General features: G+C 42.0%; 19 protein-coding genes and 2 pseudogenes. 19 read left to right on the top strand and 2 right to left on the bottom strand.

All coding sequences use genetic code 11. The annotated features are described in order from the left end of the window. Window positions 1–10 precede the first annotated feature (10 nt). Both ACGF5R_RS10830 and ACGF5R_RS10825 read left to right on the top strand, forming a co-directional pair. Window positions 11–733, top strand: coding sequence for an Imm52 family immunity protein (locus ACGF5R_RS10830; RefSeq protein ID WP_112876344.1), 723 nt, complete (start codon window positions 11–13; stop codon window positions 731–733). Window positions 734–778: 45 nt separating this feature from the next. After that, complete coding sequence (locus ACGF5R_RS10825) at window positions 779–1,045, top strand: PAAR domain-containing protein (protein ID WP_112876343.1); 267 nt, start codon at window positions 779–781, stop codon at window positions 1,043–1,045. Between the two features lie 217 nt (window positions 1,046–1,262). Here ACGF5R_RS10825 and hmpA read toward each other — a convergent pair. Beyond that, window positions 1,263–2,456, bottom strand: a pseudogene (gene hmpA / locus ACGF5R_RS10820) (NO-inducible flavohemoprotein); the annotation flags it as partial. Window positions 2,457–2,821: 365 nt separating this feature from the next. On the opposite strand from hmpA, the gene glyA reads away from it, so the two are divergent. The 5 genes from glyA (at window position 2,822) to treC (ending at window position 9,748) form a co-directional block, all read left to right on the top strand. Next, entirely contained in the window at window positions 2,822–4,075 is a 1,254-nt protein-coding gene (glyA, locus tag ACGF5R_RS10815; protein WP_112876341.1) for a serine hydroxymethyltransferase, read from the top strand. A 191-nt stretch (window positions 4,076–4,266) separates the two neighbouring features. Next, on the top strand, window positions 4,267–5,412 hold the full coding sequence (locus tag ACGF5R_RS10810) for a 3-phenylpropionate MFS transporter (protein ID WP_387690833.1): 1,146 nt from the start codon (window positions 4,267–4,269) through the stop codon (window positions 5,410–5,412). A 72-nt stretch (window positions 5,413–5,484) separates the two neighbouring features. Beyond that, complete coding sequence (treR, locus tag ACGF5R_RS10805; protein ID WP_387690831.1) at window positions 5,485–6,432, top strand: trehalose operon repressor TreR; 948 nt, start codon at window positions 5,485–5,487, stop codon at window positions 6,430–6,432. Between the two features lie 148 nt (window positions 6,433–6,580). Then, window positions 6,581–8,002, top strand: coding sequence for a PTS trehalose transporter subunit IIBC (gene treB / locus ACGF5R_RS10800; RefSeq protein WP_112876338.1), 1,422 nt, complete (start codon window positions 6,581–6,583; stop codon window positions 8,000–8,002). Between the two features lie 84 nt (window positions 8,003–8,086). Continuing rightward, window positions 8,087–9,748 (top strand): alpha,alpha-phosphotrehalase, encoded by a 1,662-nt coding sequence (gene treC / locus ACGF5R_RS10795; RefSeq protein ID WP_387690829.1) that lies wholly within the window; start codon window positions 8,087–8,089, stop codon window positions 9,746–9,748. A 104-nt stretch (window positions 9,749–9,852) separates the two neighbouring features. Here the strand turns inward: treC and suhB are convergent, their stop codons facing one another. Continuing rightward, the gene (gene suhB, locus ACGF5R_RS10790; RefSeq protein WP_112876336.1) at window positions 9,853–10,656 is read right to left on the bottom strand and encodes an inositol-1-monophosphatase; all 804 of its coding nucleotides are present in this window, start codon (window positions 10,654–10,656) and stop codon (window positions 9,853–9,855) included. Window positions 10,657–10,789: 133 nt separating this feature from the next. On the opposite strand from suhB, the gene trmJ reads away from it, so the two are divergent. The 12 genes and pseudogenes from trmJ to prtA all read left to right on the top strand — a co-directional run bounded on the left by trmJ (window position 10,790) and on the right by prtA (window position 21,884). After that, the gene (trmJ, locus tag ACGF5R_RS10785) at window positions 10,790–11,515 is read left to right on the top strand and encodes a tRNA (cytosine(32)/uridine(32)-2'-O)-methyltransferase TrmJ (RefSeq protein WP_112876335.1); all 726 of its coding nucleotides are present in this window, start codon (window positions 10,790–10,792) and stop codon (window positions 11,513–11,515) included. Window positions 11,516–11,601: 86 nt separating this feature from the next. Then, window positions 11,602–12,096, top strand: a complete 495-nt coding sequence (gene iscR / locus ACGF5R_RS10780) for a Fe-S cluster assembly transcriptional regulator IscR (RefSeq protein ID WP_112876334.1) — start codon at window positions 11,602–11,604, stop codon at window positions 12,094–12,096. A gap of 49 nt (window positions 12,097–12,145) precedes the next feature. Next, a complete protein-coding gene (locus tag ACGF5R_RS10775; RefSeq protein WP_387690827.1) occupies window positions 12,146–13,360 on the top strand; it encodes an IscS subfamily cysteine desulfurase in 1,215 nt (404 codons plus the stop codon). A 24-nt stretch (window positions 13,361–13,384) separates the two neighbouring features. Then, entirely contained in the window at window positions 13,385–13,771 is a 387-nt protein-coding gene (gene iscU / locus ACGF5R_RS10770) for a Fe-S cluster assembly scaffold IscU (protein WP_112876332.1), read from the top strand. Window positions 13,772–13,873: 102 nt separating this feature from the next. Continuing rightward, window positions 13,874–14,197: an iron-sulfur cluster assembly protein IscA gene (gene iscA / locus ACGF5R_RS10765; RefSeq protein WP_011147476.1), complete on the top strand. Its 324-nt coding sequence runs from the start codon at window positions 13,874–13,876 to the stop codon at window positions 14,195–14,197. A gap of 37 nt (window positions 14,198–14,234) precedes the next feature. Then, complete coding sequence (gene hscB, locus ACGF5R_RS10760) at window positions 14,235–14,756, top strand: co-chaperone HscB (protein WP_112876331.1); 522 nt, start codon at window positions 14,235–14,237, stop codon at window positions 14,754–14,756. An 11-nt stretch (window positions 14,757–14,767) separates the two neighbouring features. Further along, window positions 14,768–16,618 carry a Fe-S protein assembly chaperone HscA gene (gene hscA, locus ACGF5R_RS10755; protein WP_387690825.1) on the top strand — a complete coding sequence of 617 codons (1,851 nt, stop codon included), beginning with the start codon at window positions 14,768–14,770 and terminating at the stop codon, window positions 16,616–16,618. Between the two features lie 2 nt (window positions 16,619–16,620). Further along, on the top strand, window positions 16,621–16,956 hold the full coding sequence (gene fdx / locus ACGF5R_RS10750; protein WP_011147473.1) for an ISC system 2Fe-2S type ferredoxin: 336 nt from the start codon (window positions 16,621–16,623) through the stop codon (window positions 16,954–16,956). Window positions 16,957–16,974: 18 nt separating this feature from the next. After that, window positions 16,975–17,175, top strand: a complete 201-nt coding sequence (iscX, locus tag ACGF5R_RS10745; RefSeq protein WP_112876329.1) for a Fe-S cluster assembly protein IscX — start codon at window positions 16,975–16,977, stop codon at window positions 17,173–17,175. Between the two features lie 180 nt (window positions 17,176–17,355). Then, a complete protein-coding gene (gene pepB, locus ACGF5R_RS10740; RefSeq protein WP_387690823.1) occupies window positions 17,356–18,651 on the top strand; it encodes an aminopeptidase PepB in 1,296 nt (431 codons plus the stop codon). 65 nt (window positions 18,652–18,716) lie between these two features. Next, window positions 18,717–19,109, top strand: a pseudogene (locus ACGF5R_RS10735) (enhanced serine sensitivity protein SseB C-terminal domain-containing protein); the annotation flags it as partial. 1,332 nt (window positions 19,110–20,441) lie between these two features. After that, window positions 20,442–21,884 (top strand): serralysin, encoded by a 1,443-nt coding sequence (gene prtA / locus ACGF5R_RS10730; protein ID WP_387690821.1) that lies wholly within the window; start codon window positions 20,442–20,444, stop codon window positions 21,882–21,884. The last annotated feature ends 144 nt before the right edge of the window (window positions 21,885–22,028 follow it).

The raw sequence follows: 22,028 nt of genomic DNA, 5'->3' as shown, positions 1-22,028 counted from the left end.
CGAGGTCAACATGACAATAATTCATTTAAAAATCAATGTACGTTATGAACAGCAGGAAACTATTACCGCCCATACTGCGTTGATAGATTTGTTTCATATTACACGTCAAATTGATGTCTTTTTTAACCTGAAAAAAACTTGGTACTTAACTGGTTACTCCCGAAAGGATGCTCTAAAATATATTGTGTTCGATGAGGAGGGGCCAACTGAGGTTGCTATAAAAGATTTTGAAAAAGATTATAAAAAAGATTTTCCAGCGCTTATTACTGGGATATGGGATGGTGAAAAGGATGAATTAGATAGTGGTATTATGTATAAAAAAATGCGAACTGCCAGCCCTAACTGGGTTTGGCTGGAACTAAATCTAAGTATTAACAGCCATCAACTTGATGTCATCCGATTAATTGATTTAGTTAAATACTTAGCTGCCAGTCGTGATTTTCCTTATATTCAAGTGGAAACTAACGGCTATACCTTAAAAGGCAAACAAGTTTTCCCTGATCGCCTCAGTGTTGGTTGGATGCTTTACCAGCCCCGCATTATTGATAAATCCTATCTTCCTATGGCGGAGGATGTGCTTCCTGTGTATCAAAATAATGAACAGGTTGGCAGCTTGATTATTACCAAAAAAGGCATTTTTGATGGAAGAGATCAGGATGATATTGATAAATCCAATGATGTTGAAATTCAGTTGGTGAATCTGGGATTACTGCCATTAATTACCGAAGTTTAATGGGAGTGATGTTATTTACCAATCGAAAAACGAGGGAGAACTTTCATGTCAAAAGCGGTTATTCTGTTAGGCGATACGACAGATCATGGCGGTAAGGTTATTACCGCTATTGATGAATATACTCACAATGGTGTTCCTATAGCAGGTCAAGAAGATTTGGTCGAGTGTCCTCAATGTCAAGGTGTATTTCCTATTATTCAGGGTGCTGGTTCTTTAAAATATAAAGGAAAACCTATTGCGCTTGAAGGAATGCAAACAGCCTGTGGAGCAAAATTAATTGCCAGTCAGAGTAAATTTACCCATGACTTTTGAAATCAATGGAGCTGACGTCCAATTGGGACGGGCTCCATGATAAACAAACGCCATAAGGTCTCTAAAATAGTGATGAATTGGTTTTTTCGGTCACATTAAGCACATTCAATACAGATGAATATTGAATATCAGAGTCTATAAATTAAAGATAGTTTCTGTTCACTTCACTTTATTGGCTATTATCACTGTATAACGTTTTTAATATTAAGCTGAAAATTTAAATCACTTTATGTGGGCCAAAACATTCATAGTGAATAAATTGTTCATCTATTCCCATATCCAATAACTGTTTCGCTACATATTGCATAAAGGGAACTGGACCACAGAAATAGAAGTGCATTCCTTCTGTTTTCAATGCCTCATTCAGAACTGCCAGATCCATAAAACCTTTGTGTTGATAATGAAGACCTTGTTGATCTTCATTCCTTGGTTCGCGGTACCAAATTGTGCTGTCAAAATTCGGCATTGCCTGCGCCATCGTTGCGACTTCATTGCTAAACGCGTGATGGCCGCCGTGTTCCGCCGCATGTAACCAGTTGATTTGGCTATTATGGTTTTGCTGGTGGAGGTGATGCAACATACTCATCATGGGTGTCAGGCCAACGCCCGCAGAAATCAAAGTAACCGGCGTTTCTGGTTTAATATCAAGGAAAAAATCACCGCGTGGAGCGGCCAGCCAGATGGTATCGCCTTCTTGCATTTTATCGTGCATATGGTTGGAAACGATTCCTTGTGGCTCACGTTTAATCGCAATCCGGTAGCTGGAACCGTTTGGGGCTGCCGTCAGTGAATACTGGCGAATTTCTCGGTTAGCAAAATTATCATCTTCCAGATAAATGCTCAGATACTGGCCAGGTTTGTAATCCATCACTTTCCCGCCATCCTGTGGTATAAATTCAAAGCTGCAAATTACCTCACTTTTTACCTCTTTCCGGCTGATACGGAATGGACGTAAGCCACGCCAGCCACCATCTGTTGATTCTCCGCTATGATAGATTTGCTCTTCACGATTGATAAAAACATCAGCGAGCACGCCATAAGCTTTTCCCCAGGCATCCAGAATTTCATTTCCCGGCTGGAACATTTCATCCAATGTTGCCAACAGATGAGTACCGACAATCTGATAATGCTTTGGTTGAATATTCAGGCTAGCGTGTTTATGCGCGATTTTTTCTACAGCCGGTAATAGTACCTCTAAGTTATCAATATTGGCGGCATAGGCGCAGATCGCGTTGAACAGGGCTTCACGCTGATCGCCATTAAGTTGATGGCTCATATTAAAAATATTTTTCAACTCAGGATTATGTTTAAACATCCGTTCATAGAAATGTGCTGTCAGTCGTGGACCAGTAGCAGAAAGTAATGGAATCGTTGATTTGACAGTGGCAATAGTTTGGCTATCCAGCATGTTGAAGCTCCTGAATTTCTTTCAAGTGGGTAATGAAATTTATAACATGTAATTAAAATGCAACTTATACTTTTTTGGGGGCCTTGTAAATATAGAATGTGGTCTTTATGGTAAAAAAATAGTCATAATGGATATTTGTACTAAGGAAGGGACTTCTTTGGGCCGTAAATTCTGACAAAGAGGAAAAATGGAGCGTAATTTTCATTACCCTACTTTGGAGCAGATACTTTGCTTGCAATCGATATGCAATCGTTTGCGTAAAATATTTTGTCAAGACTATCTCATTAGGTGAAAAGGGTTTACACTGTGTGCCATTCGGCCCCTTGGGGTGTTGTTTGAAGAGAAGTTAGCTGAGTCAGGAGAACCCAATGTTAAAGCGTGAAATGAATATTGCTAGTTATGATCCCGAACTATGGCAGGCGATGGAGCAAGAAGTTGTTCGTCAGGAAGAACATATCGAATTAATTGCCTCTGAAAACTATACCAGCCCAAGAGTTATGCAGGCACAGGGCTCTCAACTCACTAACAAATATGCCGAAGGTTATCCGGGTAAACGCTATTACGGTGGTTGTGAATATGTAGACGTTGTTGAACAATTAGCTATCGATCGTGCTAAGGCGCTGTTTGGTGCTGATTATGCCAATGTTCAACCACATTCTGGTTCTCAAGCGAATGCGGCAGTTTATATGGCTTTGTTGCAACCGGGCGATACGGTTCTGGGGATGAATTTGGCACATGGCGGTCATTTGACCCACGGCTCTCCGGTTAACTTCTCTGGTAAGTTATATAACGTTGTGCCTTACGGCATCGATGAAAGCGGTAAAATCGATTATGACGATATCGCGGCACAAGCTCAAAAACATCAGCCAAAGATGATTATCGGCGGTTTCTCGGCTTATTCCGGTGTGGTTGACTGGGCAAAAATGCGTGAAATTGCAGACAGCATTGGTGCTTATTTGTTCGTTGATATGGCACACGTTGCCGGCCTGATTGCCGCAGGAGTATATCCTAACCCAGTTCCTCATGCCCACATCGTGACTACCACGACGCACAAAACACTGGCGGGTCCACGTGGTGGTTTGATCTTGGCGAAAGGCGGCGACGAAGATCTGTATAAGAAGCTGAACTCTTCAGTGTTCCCTGGCTGTCAGGGTGGACCCCTGATGCATGTGATTGCAGGCAAAGCGGTGGCATTGAAAGAAGCAATGGAACCAGAGTTCAAAGCGTATCAACATCAGGTTGCTGATAACGCGAAAGCGATGGTTGAGGTGTTTTTGGCACGTGGTTACAAAGTAGTTTCTGGCGGTACAGAGAACCACCTGTTCCTGCTGGATCTGGTTGATAAAGACATCACTGGTAAAGATGCCGATGCTGCGTTGGGTCGAGCCAACATTACGGTAAACAAAAATAGCGTGCCTAATGATCCGAAGAGCCCATTTGTAACTTCTGGTGTGCGTATTGGTACGCCTGCGATTACCCGCCGTGGCTTTAAACAAGCAGAAGCGCGTGAATTGGCTGGCTGGATGTGTGATGTATTGGACAACATCAATGATGAAGCGACTATTGAAACAACTAAGCAGAAAGTTCTGGCTATTTGCGCAAGATATCCGGTTTACGCATAAATTAAAATTTCAATAAGTCATTACAAAACCTGCTCCGGCTAACATTGTTTGCTTAAGTGGGATATTGAGGAGTGATGCGTGGATTTTCCCCCGGGAATATCTACTTCAAGATAACTCTCAGTATCTTAATTTCTTGAGCTAATCAAGTTAGGTAAGGGCGGGTTTTTTGCATTTTTTACCAGGGAGGACTAATGGTTATTCGATCGACGCGCTGGCTGGCGTTAGATTACTTCACATATTTCTTTTCTTACGGGATATTTTTACCTTTCTGGGCAACTTGGCTACAGGGTGAAGGTATAGAGCACGATATGATAGGGGTTCTATTGGGTGCAGGTTTGATTTCCCGTTTCTTGGGCAGTTTATTAATCGCACCTACAGTTAAAGATCCCGCAAAACTTATTTTTGCGCTACGTATATCAGCATTGATAACCTTTATTTTCATCGTTGGCTTTACATTAGGAAATCATTGGGCGTGGCTCCTGTTCGTCATGGTTGGCTTCAATCTATTTTTTTCGCCGATGATGCCATTGAGTGATGCGCTGGCGGGAACATGGCAAAAACAATTTCCTTTTGATTACGGCAAGATACGGGGTTGGGGTTCAATTGCCTTTATTATCAGCTCAGCATTAACCGGGGAATTGATCTCTGTCGGGGGACATCGTGCCATCCTCATCACGATATTGTTTAGCGTCTTCTCTACGTTGTTGGTGACATTACTTAGGCCCTCTATCATGCCTGTTGGTGAAGTCAAATCCGCCAAAGTGGATGTTGTGTCATTTAAGCAGTTGTTGTCTGAAAAACCGGTATGTCGGTTCCTGTTATGTGTCGCTTTATTGCAGGCGGCTCATGCGGGATATTACAGCTTCAGTGCGATTTACTGGAAAAATGCAGGCTATTCTGCCTCGGTAGTCGGTTATCTCTGGTCATTGGGCGTAGTGGCTGAAGTTATTATTTTTACTTTGAGTAATAAATTATTTCGGCGTTGGAATGCTCGTAATCTTTTGCTGCTTTCTGGCATATGTGGCGTTGTTCGCTGGGGATTGATGGGAACATTCACCTCATTACCAGTGTTGATTATCGTTCAAATTTTGCATTGTGGTACGTTCACTGTCTGCCATTTGGCAGCGATGCGTTTTATCGGTGCAAGAAGAGAAGGGGAAATTGTGCGTTTACAGGCGGCTTATTCCGCGTTGGCAATGGGGGGAGGTATCGCTGTCATGACGGTAATTGCTGGATTTATGTATGATTATCTGCACAGTGGCATTTTCTGGATGATGGCTTTGGTTGCTTTTCCTGCTATTTTCGTACGACCACAGGTTAAAGCTCATAATTATTAACAATATACATTTAGTTTCTTACAATATTTTTGTAAGAAACTAAATGCCTCAATAAGATTTTTATGAGATATCATGTTGAATAAATTAACAATAAAAGATATCGCTCGCTTGGCTAATGTCAGTAAATCAACCGTCTCGCGAGTATTAAACAATGAGAATAGTGTAAGCCCACAAGCACGTGAAAGAGTTGAAACGATTATCCAACAAAATAATTTTATTCCATCTAAATCAGCAAGAGCGATGCGAATAAAGAGTGACAAAATCATTGCTTTAGTTGTGTCGCGTCTGGGATCTTTTTCAGAGAATTTATCGATAAGTACTATGTTACCCCTGTTTTACCAGCATGGTTACGACCCCATTATTATGGAAAGTAATTTTGATCCACAGCTTTTACAGGAACATCTACGTCAGTTGGCATTACGTCATGCAGATGGCATTATTTTGTTCGGTTTTACCGGATTGTCAGAAGAGTCCCTCTTCCCTTGGCGTGACAAAATGGTGGTATTTGCCCGTGAATATACAGGTTTTTCTTCTGTATGTTATGACGATATTGGTGCTGTTCGTTTATTGATGAATGAATTCTATCGGCGGGGGCACAGAGATATTAGTTTTCTTGGCGTAGATGATTGTGATACCACGACAGGTTTTCTTCGCCATCAATCTTATCTAACTTGTTGTGAACAGCAAGATTTGCTTCCGCTTGCTGTTCAATGTGATTTAAGCTATCAGAGTGGGTTTCAGCATGTTAATAAGGTATTGAGAGAGAAAACGACAGCTTTAATCTGTGCAACCGATAGTTTGGCATTAGGTGCATATAAATATTTGCAGCAAAATAATCGGGAAGATATACAAATAGGTAGCATTGGTAATACACCTTTATTGAATTTTTTATACCCTAACACGCTTTCTATTGATTTGGGTTATGGTGAAGCGGGTAAATATGCGGTTGGTCAATTAATTGCTCAAATAAATCGTCAATACCCAAAACAACAAGTAATCATTCCGAGTAAGTTGGCTTAAAAATAAGAAATATTTCCGTCTCAATGTGATCTTCAACCCACTTTTGGGAACGTTCCCATGACAAGCATAACCAAATGATATTAGGATAAAATTAGTTTACTAAGCATGCTAATTAGTAATTGATACTAACTTATGATGACTGGCTATTATGAAAAACAAAATAAATTCTAAAGATATAGAAAAACTAATTACATTAATCGGTGGTTGTGAAAATATAGCCAGTGTAACTCATTGTATTACCCGATTGAGGTTTATATTAGTTGAACCAGTTAAAGCCAAGCCGGATGAGATAAAGAATTTGCCGATGGTTAAAGGCTGTTTTACCAATGCAGGGCAATTCCAGGTAGTGATAGGCACGAATGTTGGTGATTATTATCAGGTTTTAAATCGTTATCTTGGTCAATCTGAATTGAATAAAAAAGATAAACAGCAGGTTGAGAAGAAAAACATGAAATGGCAAGAGCGCTTCATTTCTAAGTTTGCGGAAATATTTTTTCCTCTCTTACCAGCATTAATTAGCGGTGGGCTTATTCTAGGTTTCCGTAACATTATTGGTGATATTCCTTTTAGTGAAGGCAAAACTTTAGCTCAAATATATCCTATTTGGAAAACGATATATGATTTTTTATGGCTGCTAGGAGAGGCAATATTCTTCTATCTGCCAGTGGGTATTTGTTGGTCGGCGGTTAGGATGATGGGTGGAACACCGATATTAGGCATTATATTGGGAATAACACTGGTCTCGCCGCAATTAATGAACTCTTATTATTTAGGGCAACAAATCCCTGATATATGGAATTTCGGCCTGTTCACGATTGGAAAAGTGGGTTATCAGGCGCAGGTTATTCCGTCACTTTTGGCGGGTATTACTTTGGGGTGGATTGAAGTTCAGTTAAAACGGGTGGTTCCTAGTTATCTCTATTTGGTGATTGTTCCAGTAGTCTCGTTAATATTGGCAACCTTTTTAGCACATAGTCTTATTGGGCCATTTGGTCGGTTACTTGGTGATGGGGTAGCTTGGGTTGTTAAGGCGTTGATGACCGGAAGTTTTGCTCCTATTGGTGCAGCTTTATTTGGATTCTTTTACGCGCCGTTGGTGATTACCGGTATACATCAGACCACATTAGCTATAGATATGCAGATGGTTCAAAGTATAGGTGGAACACCGATCTGGCCTATTATTGCATTATCCAATATTGCTCAGGGATCGGCGGTTGTTGGTATTATTTTAGTCAGTAAGAAGCATAATGAACGTGAATTATCCGTACCTGCGGCTATCTCCGCCTATTTGGGCGTTACTGAGCCGGCAATGTACGGTATTAACATTAAATATCGATTTCCTATGTTCTGTGCCATGATTGGTTCCGGTTTAGCTGGGTTGATTTGTGGGTTGAGTGGTGTATTGGCAAACGGTATTGGCGTGGGTGGGCTGCCAGGTATTCTTTCGATCAAGCCGCAATTTTGGCTAATTTACGCATTAGCTATGCTTGTCGCCATCATTGTTCCGTTGATTCTCACGACCGTTGTTTATCGAAAGAAGAATATGACCGGTATGTTAGCTGTTGAATAATGCTGTTAAATCTTCACAAGTAACAGATATAAAAATAACCATTTGGTTATTCAATTCAGGAAATATATTAATAAGGTGTTTTTGATGGACAAAATCATTCCGTGGTGGTTACAAGGCGTCATCTATCAGATATATCCTAAGAGTTTCCAGGATACTACGGGTAGCGGAACAGGCGATCTTAATGGCATTACTTACCGGCTTGATTATTTGAAGAAACTGGGCGTAGATGCTATTTGGGTGACGCCTTTTTACCTCTCACCACAGGTAGATAACGGTTATGATGTCGCTGATTATTATGCGATTGATCCGGCTTACGGCTCAATGGATGATTTTAAGCGTTTGGTTGATGAGGCACATCAACGTGATATCCGTGTCATCGTGGATATTGTTTTCAACCATACCTCGACTCAACATCCTTGGTTTAAACAAGCGCAAGATATTGATAGCCCTTATCGGCAATATTACATTTGGCGGGATGGGGTACCTGGAATCCCGCCTAATAATTGGTTGTCAAAATTTGGTGGTAATGCTTGGGCGTGGCATGAAGCAAGCAAGCAGTATTATTTGCACCTGTTTGCTGTTGAGCAGGCTGATCTAAACTGGGAACATGAACCCGTACGGGCTGAACTGAAAAAGATTTGCGAATTCTGGGCTGGCCTTGGTGTTGATGGTTTCCGTCTGGATGTCATTAACTTGGTTTCTAAGCAGCAAGATTTCCCTGAATCAACTCAGGGGGATGGGCGTCAGTTCTACACTGATGGCCCGCGTATTCATGAATTTCTGCAAGAAATGAACAGAGAGGTATTCCAGCCTACCGGAGTGATGACCGTCGGGGAAATGTCCTCTACTTCACTGGAACATTGTCATCGCTATTCTTCATTAGATGGTGAAGAGTTGTCGATGGTTTTTGCTTTTCATCACTTAAAAGTCGATTATCCTAATGGTGAAAAATGGGTTGCAGCGCCACCCGATTTTATTGAATTGAAGAAAATTTTTGCCAAGTGGCAGCAAGGCATGTACGAACGGGCATGGAATGCGCTGTTCTGGTGTAATCACGATCAACCCCGTATTGTTTCACGCTTTGGCGGTGAAGGTGTTTGGCGGGTGCCGTCCGCTAAAATGTTAGCAATGGTACTGCATGGTATGCAGGGAACCCCTTATATCTATCAAGGGGAAGAGCTGGGAATGACTAACCCTCACTTCTCTCATATTGAAGAGTACCGGGATATAGAAAGTTTAAATATTTATCAAGAGAAGATTGAGCAGGGCAATGATAAACAACAAATCTTATCAGTCTTAGCGAAGAAATCTCGTGATAATGGGCGAACGCCAATGCAGTGGGATACGACTGCTAATGCAGGGTTTACTCAAGGGGAGCCGTGGATAGCGCTGAATAGTGATTACCAGGATGTGAATGCTGAAAACGCTATGCAGGATGATGATTCAGTTTTTCATTGTTATGCCCGTTTAATCAAGTTGCGTAAGGAATATCCTGTATTGACTTATGGCAGCTATGAAGACTTATTACCATTTCATCCTTCTCTTTGGTGCTATGTGCGTCGTTGGGAAAATCAGACGTTGTTGGTTATTGCTAATCTCAGTGTTGAAGTGCAGGAATGGTCGCTGGACGCTTCTTTATCCGATTGTTCATGGGTTAAATTGATGGGGAACTATCCTGAAAACCATTTACCTGCAAAAGATATGCAGCTACAGCCTTATGAAGCTGTTTACTGGTTAGCGGGGTAACAATGGTTTTTGTTGCTAAATGATATTGCAGGAGCGGGGGTAGACCGCATTTTTGCAGTCTACCTGATTACCGTCTTGCGATTCTTATTTGAAATTAACTGGAATTAACGTTTCAATGCTTCTGATAATTCGTTACGCATTTCAGCCAGAATATCTTTAACAACGCGTGGATTACCTGCAACAATGTTGCCGGAATGAATATAATTATGACCGCCAACGAAATCAGTTACGATACCGCCAGATTCACGAACTAACAGTTCGCCACCCATAAAATCCCACGGTTTTAGGCCAATTTCAAAGTAACCATCCACCCGACCAGCCGCAACATAAGCCAAATCCAGTGCAGCGGAGCCTGTACGACGGAAGTCAGCACAACGAACAAATAATTTACCCAAAGTATTAATAAAAACAGTGGAATGATGTTTTGCTTTGAATGGGAAACCTGTTGCCAGAATAGTGCCATCCAGATCACGGGCATTGGTACCACGCAGACGGTAGCCATTCAACTGCGCCCCTTGACCACGGGTTGAGGTGAAAAGCTCATTGCGCATTGGGTCATAAACAACCGCAACTTCAGTACGGCCTTTAATGCGTACTGCAATAGAAACGGCGAAGTGAGGGAGGCGTTTGATAAAGTTAGTCGTGCCATCCAGTGGATCGATTACCCATTGAATATCAGCATCTTCGCCTAGCAGCTCGCCACTCTCTTCAGTAATAATCGAGTGTTTGGGATAAGATTTGCGAATAATGTCGATAATGAGCGCTTCTGCGGCTTTGTCAACGTTGGTAACAAAGTCGTTACTGCCTTTTTGGCTAGCTTCAACCGCATCGGGAGTTTCATAATTTTTGGCAATTAAGTTGCCGGCTTTACGCGCTGCGCGTATAGCGATAGTCAGCATCGGATGCATGGGATATCTTCCACCAGGATGTTAAAGAACGGGTAATTAATCGGCGCGTAGTATAGCAGTAATTCGGAAAAATGACTAATGCTGTGTTAAGATATTTGACTCTTATAATTATCCAGACTATTCAGAAGTTGTCATGTTAGAAAATATCCGCATTATCCTGGTTGAAACTTCCCACACTGGAAATATGGGGTCAACCGCCCGGGCAATGAAAACAATGGGATTAACCAATCTTTATCTGGTTAATCCTTTGGTTCTGCCAGACTCTCATGCGATTGCACTTTCTGCGGGTGCTAGTGATGTTATTGGTCATGCGACGATTGTCGATAGTTTGGATAAAGCGCTGGCGGGTTGCGGCTTGGTGATTGGTACCAGCGCCCGTTCCAGAACGTTATCATGGCCGGTGGTCGAGCCTCGTGAATGTGGTGAGCGTAGTGTTCAGGAGGCTGTACATGCGTCGGTTGCCATAGTTTTTGGCCGTGAGCGGGTAGGGTTGACCAATGAAGAATTGCAGAAGTGCCATTATCATCTGAATATTCCAACTAACCCGGAGTACGGTTCATTAAATCTGGCAATGGCGGTTCAACTTGTTAGTTATGAAATCCGTATGGCCTATTTGGCGCGTCAGGATAAAAATGAGCAAAAAACCGATGAAGTGGAATATCCATTATCTGATGATATGGAACGCTTTTATCATCATCTCGAATCTGTGTTAAATGATTCCGGTTTTATCCGAAAAGCACACCCAGGCCAAATAATGAATAGATTAAGGCGGCTTTTTACCCGTGCCCGGCCTGAAGCGCAGGAACTGAATATTTTGCGTGGCATCTTGTCCTCCGTTGAAAAATGGGCGAAGAAATAGTTGAGTAAATTACTAGGTTAAATAGTTGACTAAAACACTCAGGAATGACACAATTTCTTCATATTTCACCACGGGGTAATTCATTTATGAGATTGACATCTAAAGGGCGTTATGCAGTAACTGCTATGCTTGATGTGGCGTTACACTCACAAGAAGGTCCGGTACCATTGGCCGACATTTCTGAACGTCAGGGTATTTCCCTCTCCTATCTTGAACAGTTATTTTCTCGCCTGCGCAAAAATGGTCTGGTTTCAAGTGTCCGTGGTCCGGGTGGCGGTTATTTATTGGGCAAAGATTCCAGTGAAATTGTTGTTTCCGAAGTGATTTTTGCTGTTGATGAATCGGTAGATGCTACCCGTTGTCAGGGTAGAGAAGGATGTCAGGGCGGTGATCGTTGCCTGACTCATGCTTTATGGCGCGATTTAAGTGATCGTATTACCGGTTTCCTGAGCAGTATCAGTTTAGAAGAATTGGTCAATAACCAAGAAGTATTGGACGTTGCTGATCGCCAGGATAACGATAAACGCCGTGCACCTAACGGCAGAGCACAAGAAACAATTAATGTCAATCTGCGCCCATAAGCAGAACTTGTGATGAATTGAAGTATTAGAAGTAGGGAGCATGTGAGTAATGAAATTACCAATTTATTTAGACTACTCAGCAACGACACCGGTTGATCCGCGTGTTGCTGAAAAGATGATGAACTATCTGACTAGGGACGGGATATTTGGTAACCCCGCTTCTCGTTCACACCGTTTTGGCTGGCAGGCTGAAGAAGCGGTTGATATTGCCCGTAATCAGATTGCTGATTTAGTCGGTGCGGATCCGCGAGAAATTGTTTTTACTTCTGGCGCAACGGAATCTGACAATCTTGCCATTAAAGGGGCGGCTAATTTTTACCAGAAAAAGGGCAAACACATCATCACCAGCAAAACCGAACATAAAGCGGTGCTGGATACTTGCCGTCAATTGGAACGTGAAGGATTTGAAGTCACTTATTTGGCACCTCAGAGCAACGGGTTGATTGATTTAAACGATCTGGAAGCCGCGGTGCGTGATGACACCATTCTGATTTCTATCATGCATGTTAACAATGAAATTGGCGTGGTACAGGATATTACCGCTATCGGTGAAATGTGTCGCAGCCGCGGAATTATTTTCCATGTTGATGCTACTCAGAGCGTAGGCAAACTGCCAATTGACTTAACCAAACTGAAAGTTGATTTGATGTCTTTCTCGGCCCATAAGATTTATGGGCCGATGGGGATTGGCGCACTGTACGTTCGCCGTAAACCCCGCATTCGCATTGAAGCACAACAACATGGTGGCGGTCATGAACGTGGGATGCGTTCTGGTACTTTGCCTGTTCATCAGATTGTGGGTATGGGTGAAGCTTACCGTATTGCCAAACAGGAAATGGAGAGTGAATCTCAGCGTCTGTGTGGTCTGCGGTTGCGTCTGTGGCAGGGTATCAAAGATATCGAAGAGGTCTTCCTTAACGGAGATTTAGAGCACGGCGCACCGCATATTCTGAATGTCAGCTTCAACTATGTTGAAGGTGAATCACTGATGATGTCATTAAAAGATCTGGCGGTTTCTTCGGGTTCTGCATGTACTTCTGCCAGCTTGGAGCCTTCCTACGTATTGCGTGCGTTGGGGATGAATGACGAACTGGCTCACAGCTCTATCCGTTTCTCTTTAGGGCGCTTTACGACAGAAGAAGAGATCGACTACGCCATTGAATTGATTCACAAATCTATTGGCCGCCTGCGTGAACTTTCTCCACTGTGGGAAATGTTTAGACAAGGTGTGGATCTAAATAGTATCGAATGGTCTCATCATTAATCAGATGGTTTCAGGAGTAATAACATGGCTTACAGCGAAAAAGTAATTGATCACTATGAAAATCCACGTAACGTCGGTTCTTTCGATAGTGAAGATCCAATGGTTGGCAGCGGCATGGTCGGTGCCCCTGCGTGTGGTGATGTGATGAAACTGCAAATTAAAGTCAATAATGAAGGCATTATTGAAGATGCGCGTTTCAAAACTTACGGTTGCGGTTCTGCGATTGCTTCCAGCTCTTTAGTCACTGAATGGATGAAGGGCAAATCTCTGGAGCAGGCAGAAGCGATTAAAAATACTGAAATTGCCGATGAATTAGAACTGCCGCCGGTGAAAATCCACTGTTCTATTCTGGCAGAAGATGCGATTAAAGCAGCGATTGCGGATTACAAAAGTAAATGCCAGGGCAAATAATTGCCCTTGATAATAAGAAAATAGAAAAAAATTTGGTGGATACGGGCTGTTACATACCATCCGGTATCCGCCTTTTCTGGTTTTAATAAGTGAGGTTGTTGTATGTCAATTTCCCTTACAGAAAGTGCCGCACAACGCGTTTCGTCATTCCTGAGTCACCGTGGAAAAGGTGTTGGTTTGCGTCTGGGCGTCAGAACATCAGGCTGCTCAGGTATGGCCTATCTGCTTGAATTTGCCGATATGATTAACGAAGATGACACTGTGTTTGAAGATAAGGGTGTCAAAGTTATCGTAGATGGCAAGAGCATGGTCTATCTCGACGGTACGGAACTGGATTTTGTTAAAGAGGGCCTTAATGAAGGCTTTAAATTCAACAACCCAAATGTTTCCAGCGAATGTGGTTGTGGAGAGAGTTTTAACGTTTAATTCCGTTTTTCGGCCAAATCCAGAGTAAGTTTAGATTATGGACTATTTCACTTTATTTGGGCTGCCGGCTCGTTATGCTGTTGATCGTGAACAACTGGCAAGCTGTTATCAAGAATTGCAGCGTCAGTTTCATCCGGATCGCTTTGCTAGTCAGCCAGAGCGTGAAAAAATGCTGGCATTGCAGCAGGCAGTGACTATCAATGATGGTTATCAAACGCTTAAACATCCACTGAAACGCGCTGAATATATGCTCTCTCTGCATGGTTTTGATTTAGCCAATGAACAGCACACTATGAATGACAATGCTTTCCTGATGGAACAGCTTATGTTGCGGGAAGAATTGGAATGTATTGCCAGTGAAACCAATGCAGAAGTGGCATTGGCTGATTTTGCCGCTCGCCTGAATGGGATGATTAAAACCCGTAATCAGTTAATGGTGCAGCAATTGGATGAACAGCAGTGGGAGCAAGCAGCCGATACGGTGCGTAAATTACGTTTTTTGGATAAATTGCAACAGCATGTTGAGCAACTAGAAGAACGTTTATTGGACGACTTTTAAGGAAGGCGTATATGGCTTTATTACAAATTAGCGAGCCGGGTTTATCCGCTGCACCACATCAACGTCGTTTAGCTGTCGGTATTGATTTAGGCACGACACATTCATTAGTTGCCACTGTTCGCAGTGGGCAAGCGGAAACATTGATGGATAGTGAAGATCGTGACCTGCTTCCTTCGGTTGTTCGCTACCATGAAAAGGGCCCTGAAATTGGTTGGCGGGCCCGTCAACAGGCTGCGTGTGATCCTGCGAATACCATCAGCTCAGTAAAACGTATGATGGGACGCTCTCTGGCTGACATTCAGCAACGTTATCCAAATCTTCCTTATCAATTTCAAGCGAGTGAAAACGGGTTGCCGTTAATCAACACCTCAACAGGTTTGGTCGATCCTATTCAGGTTTCTTCTGAAATTCTTAAATCGCTGGCGCAGCGTGCAGAAGAAACACTGGATGGTAAGCTTGACGGTGTTGTGATCACGGTTCCTGCCTACTTTGATGATGCACAGCGTCAGGGAACAAAAGATGCGGCGCGTTTAGCCGGGTTACATGTTTTGCGCTTACTTAATGAACCGACTGCGGCTGCGATTGCTTATGGACTGGATTCTGGTCAAGAAGGTGTGATTGCGGTTTATGATTTAGGCGGCGGTACATTTGACATTTCTATTCTTCGGCTAAGCCGTGGTGTCTTTGAAGTGCTGGCAACCGGTGGTGACACCGCACTGGGTGGTGATGATTTCGATTTGATACTGGCTGACTGGATACGTGAACAGGCAGGGATTGATAATCGAGATGACCATAGTCTGCAACGTCAGCTATTGGATATGGCTACTCAGGTAAAAATCGCCTTGAGTGATGCTGATATTGCAGAGATAAACATTGCCGGTTGGCAGGGTAAAATCACCCGTTGCGAATTTGAAGCCCTGATAACACCATTGATAAAACGGACTTTACTGGCAAGTCGCCGGGCATTGAAAGATGCAGAAGTCTCTGCGGATGAAGTTTTACAGGTGGTTATGGTGGGTGGTTCAACCCGTGTACCGCTGGTTCGTCATAGGGTTGGTGAATTTTTTGGCCGCGAACCGCTGACTTCCATTGATCCAGATAAAGTGGTGGCTGTGGGGGCTTCGATTCAGGCGGATATTCTGGTGGGTAACAAGCCAGATAGCGACATGTTGTTGTTGGATGTGATTCCGCTTTCACTTGGGCTGGAAACGATGGGAGGTTTGGTTGAAAAAGTTATCCCACGTAACACGACCATTCCGGTTGCCAAAGCGCAGGAATTCACCACCTTCAAAGACGGCCAGAGTGCAATGAGTATTCATGTAGTGCAAGGGGAAAGAGAATTGGTAAGTGATTGCCGTTCACTGGCCCGTTTTACTCTACGTGGTATTCCGCCATTACCGGCTGGTGGGGCCCATATCCGGGTTACTTTCCAGGTCGATGCTGATGGCTTGTTGAGTGTCAGTGCGTTGGAGAAATCCACTGGCGTCGAAGCTTCTATTCAGGTAAAGCCTTCCTATGGCTTATCTGATGAAGAAATTGCTCGCATGATAAAAGACTCTATGGCGAATGCTCAGGAAGATATCAATGCGCGCCAACTGGCAGAACAAAAAGTTGAAGCGGCACGGGTACTGGAAAGTGTCACCGGTGCGTTAGAAAAAGATGCCGATCTACTGAGTGAACAAGAACAGGCGGCAATTGATGCTGCCGTAGAAATACTTATAAAAAGCGTTCAGGGCAATGATCCTGAAATTATTGAAAACGCAATTAAACAACTGGATAAGCAAACGCAGGAATTCGCTGCACACCGGATGGATTCATCTATTCGTCGGGCGTTGGCGGGCCATTCTGTGGACGAGATTTAATTATGCCGAAAATTGTATTTTTACCTCATAACGATCTTTGCCCTGATGGCGCAGTTCTGGAAGCCAAAGAGGGGGAATCCATTCTGAATGTTGCATTGCGCAATGGGATTGAAATTGAGCATGCTTGTGAAAAATCCTGTGCTTGCACAACTTGCCATTGTATCGTTCGTGAAGGTTTCGATTCACTGGAAGAGAGCTCTGAACTGGAAGATGACATGCTGGATAAAGCTTGGGGGCTAGAGCCGGAAAGTCGTCTGAGTTGTCAGGCTAAAGTTTCTGACGAAGATTTGGTGGTAGAAATTCCAAAATACACCATTAACCATGCCCGTGAGCACTGATTGGCAGGAGAAAAATAAATGAGCCTGAAATGGTCCAATAGCCGTGAGATCGGTGAAGCGCTATATGACAAATTTCCAGAGGTGGATCCAAAAACGGTTCGCTTTACTGATATGCATCAGTGGATTTGCGAGCTGGACGATTTTGATGATGTGCCTGAGAAATCCAATGAAAAGATTTTAGAAGCGATCCTTCTCGTTTGGTTGGATGAGTTTGAATAACAAATAGCATTAATTTGTTATTTATCTGTCATCGTTTTAAGTTAGGCTGAACTTCTGAAAAACTGGCTTTGGCCGGTTTTTTTGTAGGATGAATATCGGGCAGGCGAAGAATTATGTAGGTAGAAGCTTGAGTAAGCTCCTTACTGCCATTAAGCGGTAATAATAAGAGGTGAGAAAAGAATGACCAAACAAATCATGCCAATAACACTGTCTTATGAACCAGCAGCAGCTTGCTGGGGTGAAAAAGCGCTGATTAGTTCCAGTGAGCAAGGGGTGATGATTCACCTGGTTGGTAAAGGTAAATTAGGGGTGGTTCAACGTGCCGGGCGTAAAATTGACGGGCAGGGAATTCGTCATGTGGCTCTGGTTGGCGAAGGTTGGGACTTGGAGAAAAGTTGGGCTTTCTGGCAAGGGTTCCGTGCGCCAAAAGGTAATCGCTCTATCGAATGGCCTCAATTGCCCGCGGCTGAAAAACAGGAGCTGGAAAGCAGAATTAAAATTATTGATTGGGTGCGTGACACCATCAATATGTCAGCGGAAGAGCTTGGGCCGGAACAATTGGCGAAGCGTGCGATTGATCTGATGTGTGGTATGGCTGGTGAGTCAGTAAGTTATCGCATTATTAAAGGCGAAGATTTACGTGAACAGGGCTATATGGGTATTCACACCGTTGGCCGTGGTTCTTCTCGTGATCCGATCTTATTGGCGTTGGATTACAACCCAACTGACAACCCACAAGCGCCGGTATTTGCCTGCCTGGTAGGTAAAGGCGTCACATTTGATACTGGCGGCTACAGCCTGAAACAATCTTCCTTTATGGATTCCATGAAATCGGATATGGGGGGAGCAGCAACTCTGACAGGTGCATTGGCGCTGGCAATCAGTCGTGGCTTGAAACAACGGGTTAAACTGTTCCTCTGCATAGCGGATAACATGGTCAGTGGTAACGCCTTTAAACTGGGTGATATTATTCGTTACCGCAATGGCAAATCTGTTGAAGTGATGAATACGGATGCGGAAGGTCGTCTGGTGTTGGCTGATGGTTTAATTGATGCCAGCAGAGAAAAAGCGAAGTTAATCATTGATGCGGCAACCTTGACCGGTGCGGCGAAAACGGCTGTGGGTAATGACTACCACTCTGTACTCAGCTTTGATGACAAACTGGCGGCTGATCTGTTGGCGGCGGCTGCATCTGAGAATGAACTATTCTGGCGTTTACCATTGGCTGAATTCCATCGTAGCCAACTGCCATCGAATTTTGCTGATTTGAACAACGTTGCTGCACCATCACATGCTGCGGGTGCCAGTACTGCGGCGGCTTTCCTGTCTCATTTTGTGGAAGAATACCAAAAAGGTTGGATTCACATTGATTGCTCGGCAACTTATCGTAAATCTGCGGTAGAACATTGGTCCGCTGGTGCAACAGGTTATGGGGTTCGTTCGATTGCTAATTTGCTGTTGGCGAAGGCGAAATAAATTTATTTTATCTAAAAAACTGATTGGAGATTTGTATGGGTTCATTAAGTGAATTAATTTCGGTTGAGATTGATGTTCCAAGTGGTAGTAAAATAACGCTTAGCCAACCGGAAGAATATCCTTCGCAGCTCATTGAAGCTTTGGTCAGTTTATTTAGCCAACGTAAACCTGTTCGCCGTGCTTTTATCATACAAGTTCATGATAAAAATGTGGATGAAAACCCCAATTTATTAATTGGACTGGAAATAAATGGCACCGCAGACGAAATTGAACAACTGATCCATGAAGCGGGCACTATTGCTTGTGAATACACATCGGAAGAAGAGCCGATTGACTTCTGTTTGGTTGATGAAAAAGAGAGTGGCATCAGCCATTATTTGATTCAGCATACGCAGCCATTTTACCAGCGTAAATTAGGCAGTTGGTTACGTGGAAGCATTCCGGTTATGAATAAGTGACTGTTTATCGGGTGATAATATAGTTGTCGGTAGAATTGAAGTCTCCTATTTATTACCACAACCATTACTGAATCAAGTAAAAATTAAAGAGTCTGAGCCTGGTAAAATATAGGGCTTGGACTTTAATAAATGCATGGTTTAATTTCTCAATTTTTTTGTAATAATTCACCATATCGTGGTAGTTTTGACTGCCGTATTTTTTTGTGAATAAATATTAGGTACAAAAATTTTAATTATTTTTATTGATGGTTGTTTGAAAAATAATTTAATTTTAATTATTACTTTATAAATATTCTTTTAACTCAAATAGATACAATAAATTAAAAATAAGAAAATGATAATTGTAATCCAGTTTTATTTCATATATATAGTGAGCCAATGTTAAATCGGTGATTGCAGATAATAAAATGAAAACAAAAATGGCAATATAAAATAAAGATATTTTTTATAAAGATAAAGAATAATAAGTTAAATGACAAAGATAATTGTGAGGCGAATAAACTAAAATCCTAATAACCTATAAATAATTCAGTGTCTCCATTATATATTAACTCTTGTTTTTTAAGTCAATGAAATCATTCATAATTAATATTTCTATTTTTTAAATAAATTTAATTTAATTATCACAGAAATAAATTTATAGAACGGATAAAGTATTCATTATCTGGTAATATATATTTTTTTATTTATTTCACTGGCTTGTTATTTGTTATTAATATTAACTTGTTGATTTTTATTTTTATTTTTATTTTTATTTTTATTTTTATTTTTTCTCTATTTTCAAGCGCATTCAGTCACTATGGAATAAATTTTTCATTTTAAATTTATTTGTTTTTGTGTTCTATTTGAATAGTTACTTTATAAAATTATTCATAATGATTTTATAAAAATTTTTAATTTCACTATATGGATAGTTAAATAGGTAATAGTATTGAAATAAAATACTGATGAGAAATTAGCAATATTTTTTGTCTTAAATAGCTATGTTATATAAAACAATTGTTTATTTGTTTTATGCTATTTTTATCACGTTTATATTAAAAAAATATGTTAATTTTTTTTTACGTAATTAACTTTAGTGTTACTTTTATGGGCAGGAGTTTTTAATTGCGTGGCCGGGATAGCCCATTGTTTATAGGTTTTATTGACAGGTGTTTAATTAAATAGAAAGGTTTTATACCCTATGGATTTCAAGATGAATCACGACGGCAAGGGAGTGAATCCCCGGGAGCATAGGTAACTATATGACCGGGGTGAGCGAGTGCAGCCAACAAAGAGGCAACTTGAAGGATAACGGGTATATATCTAAGCTTTGAACTTATGGAGAAATATATGTCTGTAAAGAGGAAAGTTTCATATTTGGAAGAAGTTAGTGGTTCAGCAAAGGTAAACGAGGTATTGACCTGGCTACAGGCTTATATTCCAGGTAAAGATCCTAATATTGTCGTTCGGCATGAGCCCAGTAAAGATGCGGCGAAAGAATTAATCCGCAGTGATTACCGTTGGGGGCATCAGAGTGATGACAAATCTGAAACTTTCCAATTAACGTATAACTTCCTGGAGAGTGAACCAGATGATATGCCGTGGATTATTTCTGGATTTTCAGCATTTAATGAAGAACAAAAAGCTGCTGCAAAGCTGTCAATTCAATCTTGGGCTGATGTCGCGAATATTAAATTCACCGAAACCTATGATATCAAGGAAGCGAATATCACTTTTGGTTTCTTTGATTTTAGTTTAACAGATGATTATGCGTTTGCTGAGATGCCGAATCCAGGTTTGAAACAAGTAGGAACTTGGTATAACGCGGAAAGCCGTACTTTCTTAAAAAATGATATTGGAGTGAATGGTTATGGCCGCCATACATTTACTCATGAGATCGGCCATACACTGGGGTTGGATCATCCGGCTGATTATGATGCATCTGATAAGGTAATGCCGACTTACAAGAAAAGCGCTACCTATTTTGAAGATAGTAGTGCTTATACCGTCATGGGTTATTTCAGTGAAAAAAATACAGGGCAAGATTTTAAAGGTATTTATTCTGCCGCGCCATTACTTAACGATATTTCTGCCATTCAGTCGGTGTATGGCGTAAATAATACTACTCGTACCGATGATACGGTATATGGTTTTAATTCCAACACAGATCGCGATTTCTTTACTGCAAAAGATGCAAAGAGCAAACTCGTGTTTACTGCTTGGGATGCGGGTGGCAATGATACCTTTGATTTCTCTGGTTTTACTCAAGATCAACGCATTAACTTGAATGAAGCCTCTTTCTCGGATGTTGGTGGTTTGAAAGGCAACGTCTCAATCGCCCGTGGTGTCACGATTGAAAATGCGATTGGTGGCAGTGGTAATGACATTCTGATAGGGAATGATGCCAATAATACTTTGAAGGGTGGTACCGGTGATGACATTATCTACGGTGGGCTGGGAGCAGATCATCTTTGGGGTGGGGAAGGCAAAGATACATTTGTCTACTTGAACGCCAAGGAATCACCTTTTCTTGAGCGTGATTGGATCCATGACTTTGTTTCCGGTGAGGACAAGATTGATGTGTCATTGTTCGATCTGGGTGAAGCAGGAAAAGGCACTATTAAGTTTGTCGAGGAATTCACTGGCGCTATTGGGGAAGCAGTGATCAGCTATGATAGCGTTAACAAGGTAAATGATTTCGTTATTAATATGGGGGGAGAATTATCTCAAGATGGTTTTGGGGTGAAGATCGTTGGAGAGCCGCTGACAGAGTCTGATTTCATCCTTTCATAACACTTTCATAACGCAACAACACAACCGCATCTGACTGGATGCGGTTATTCGTTTAGTCACTTTGAACGTCTGGGCGTGTAATTTTGCTATGCTGTTTATGTTGTGCCTGCCAATATGCATTTTCCTTTCCCCTGATTGACGTCA

Source organism: Photorhabdus sp. RM71S (assembly GCF_042879355.1).
Classification (GTDB): Bacteria; Pseudomonadota; Gammaproteobacteria; order Enterobacterales; family Enterobacteriaceae; genus Photorhabdus; species Photorhabdus kayaii.
The sequence above is the reverse complement of the archived record's forward strand: the minus strand, read 5'-3'. Positions and strand labels throughout refer to the sequence as shown.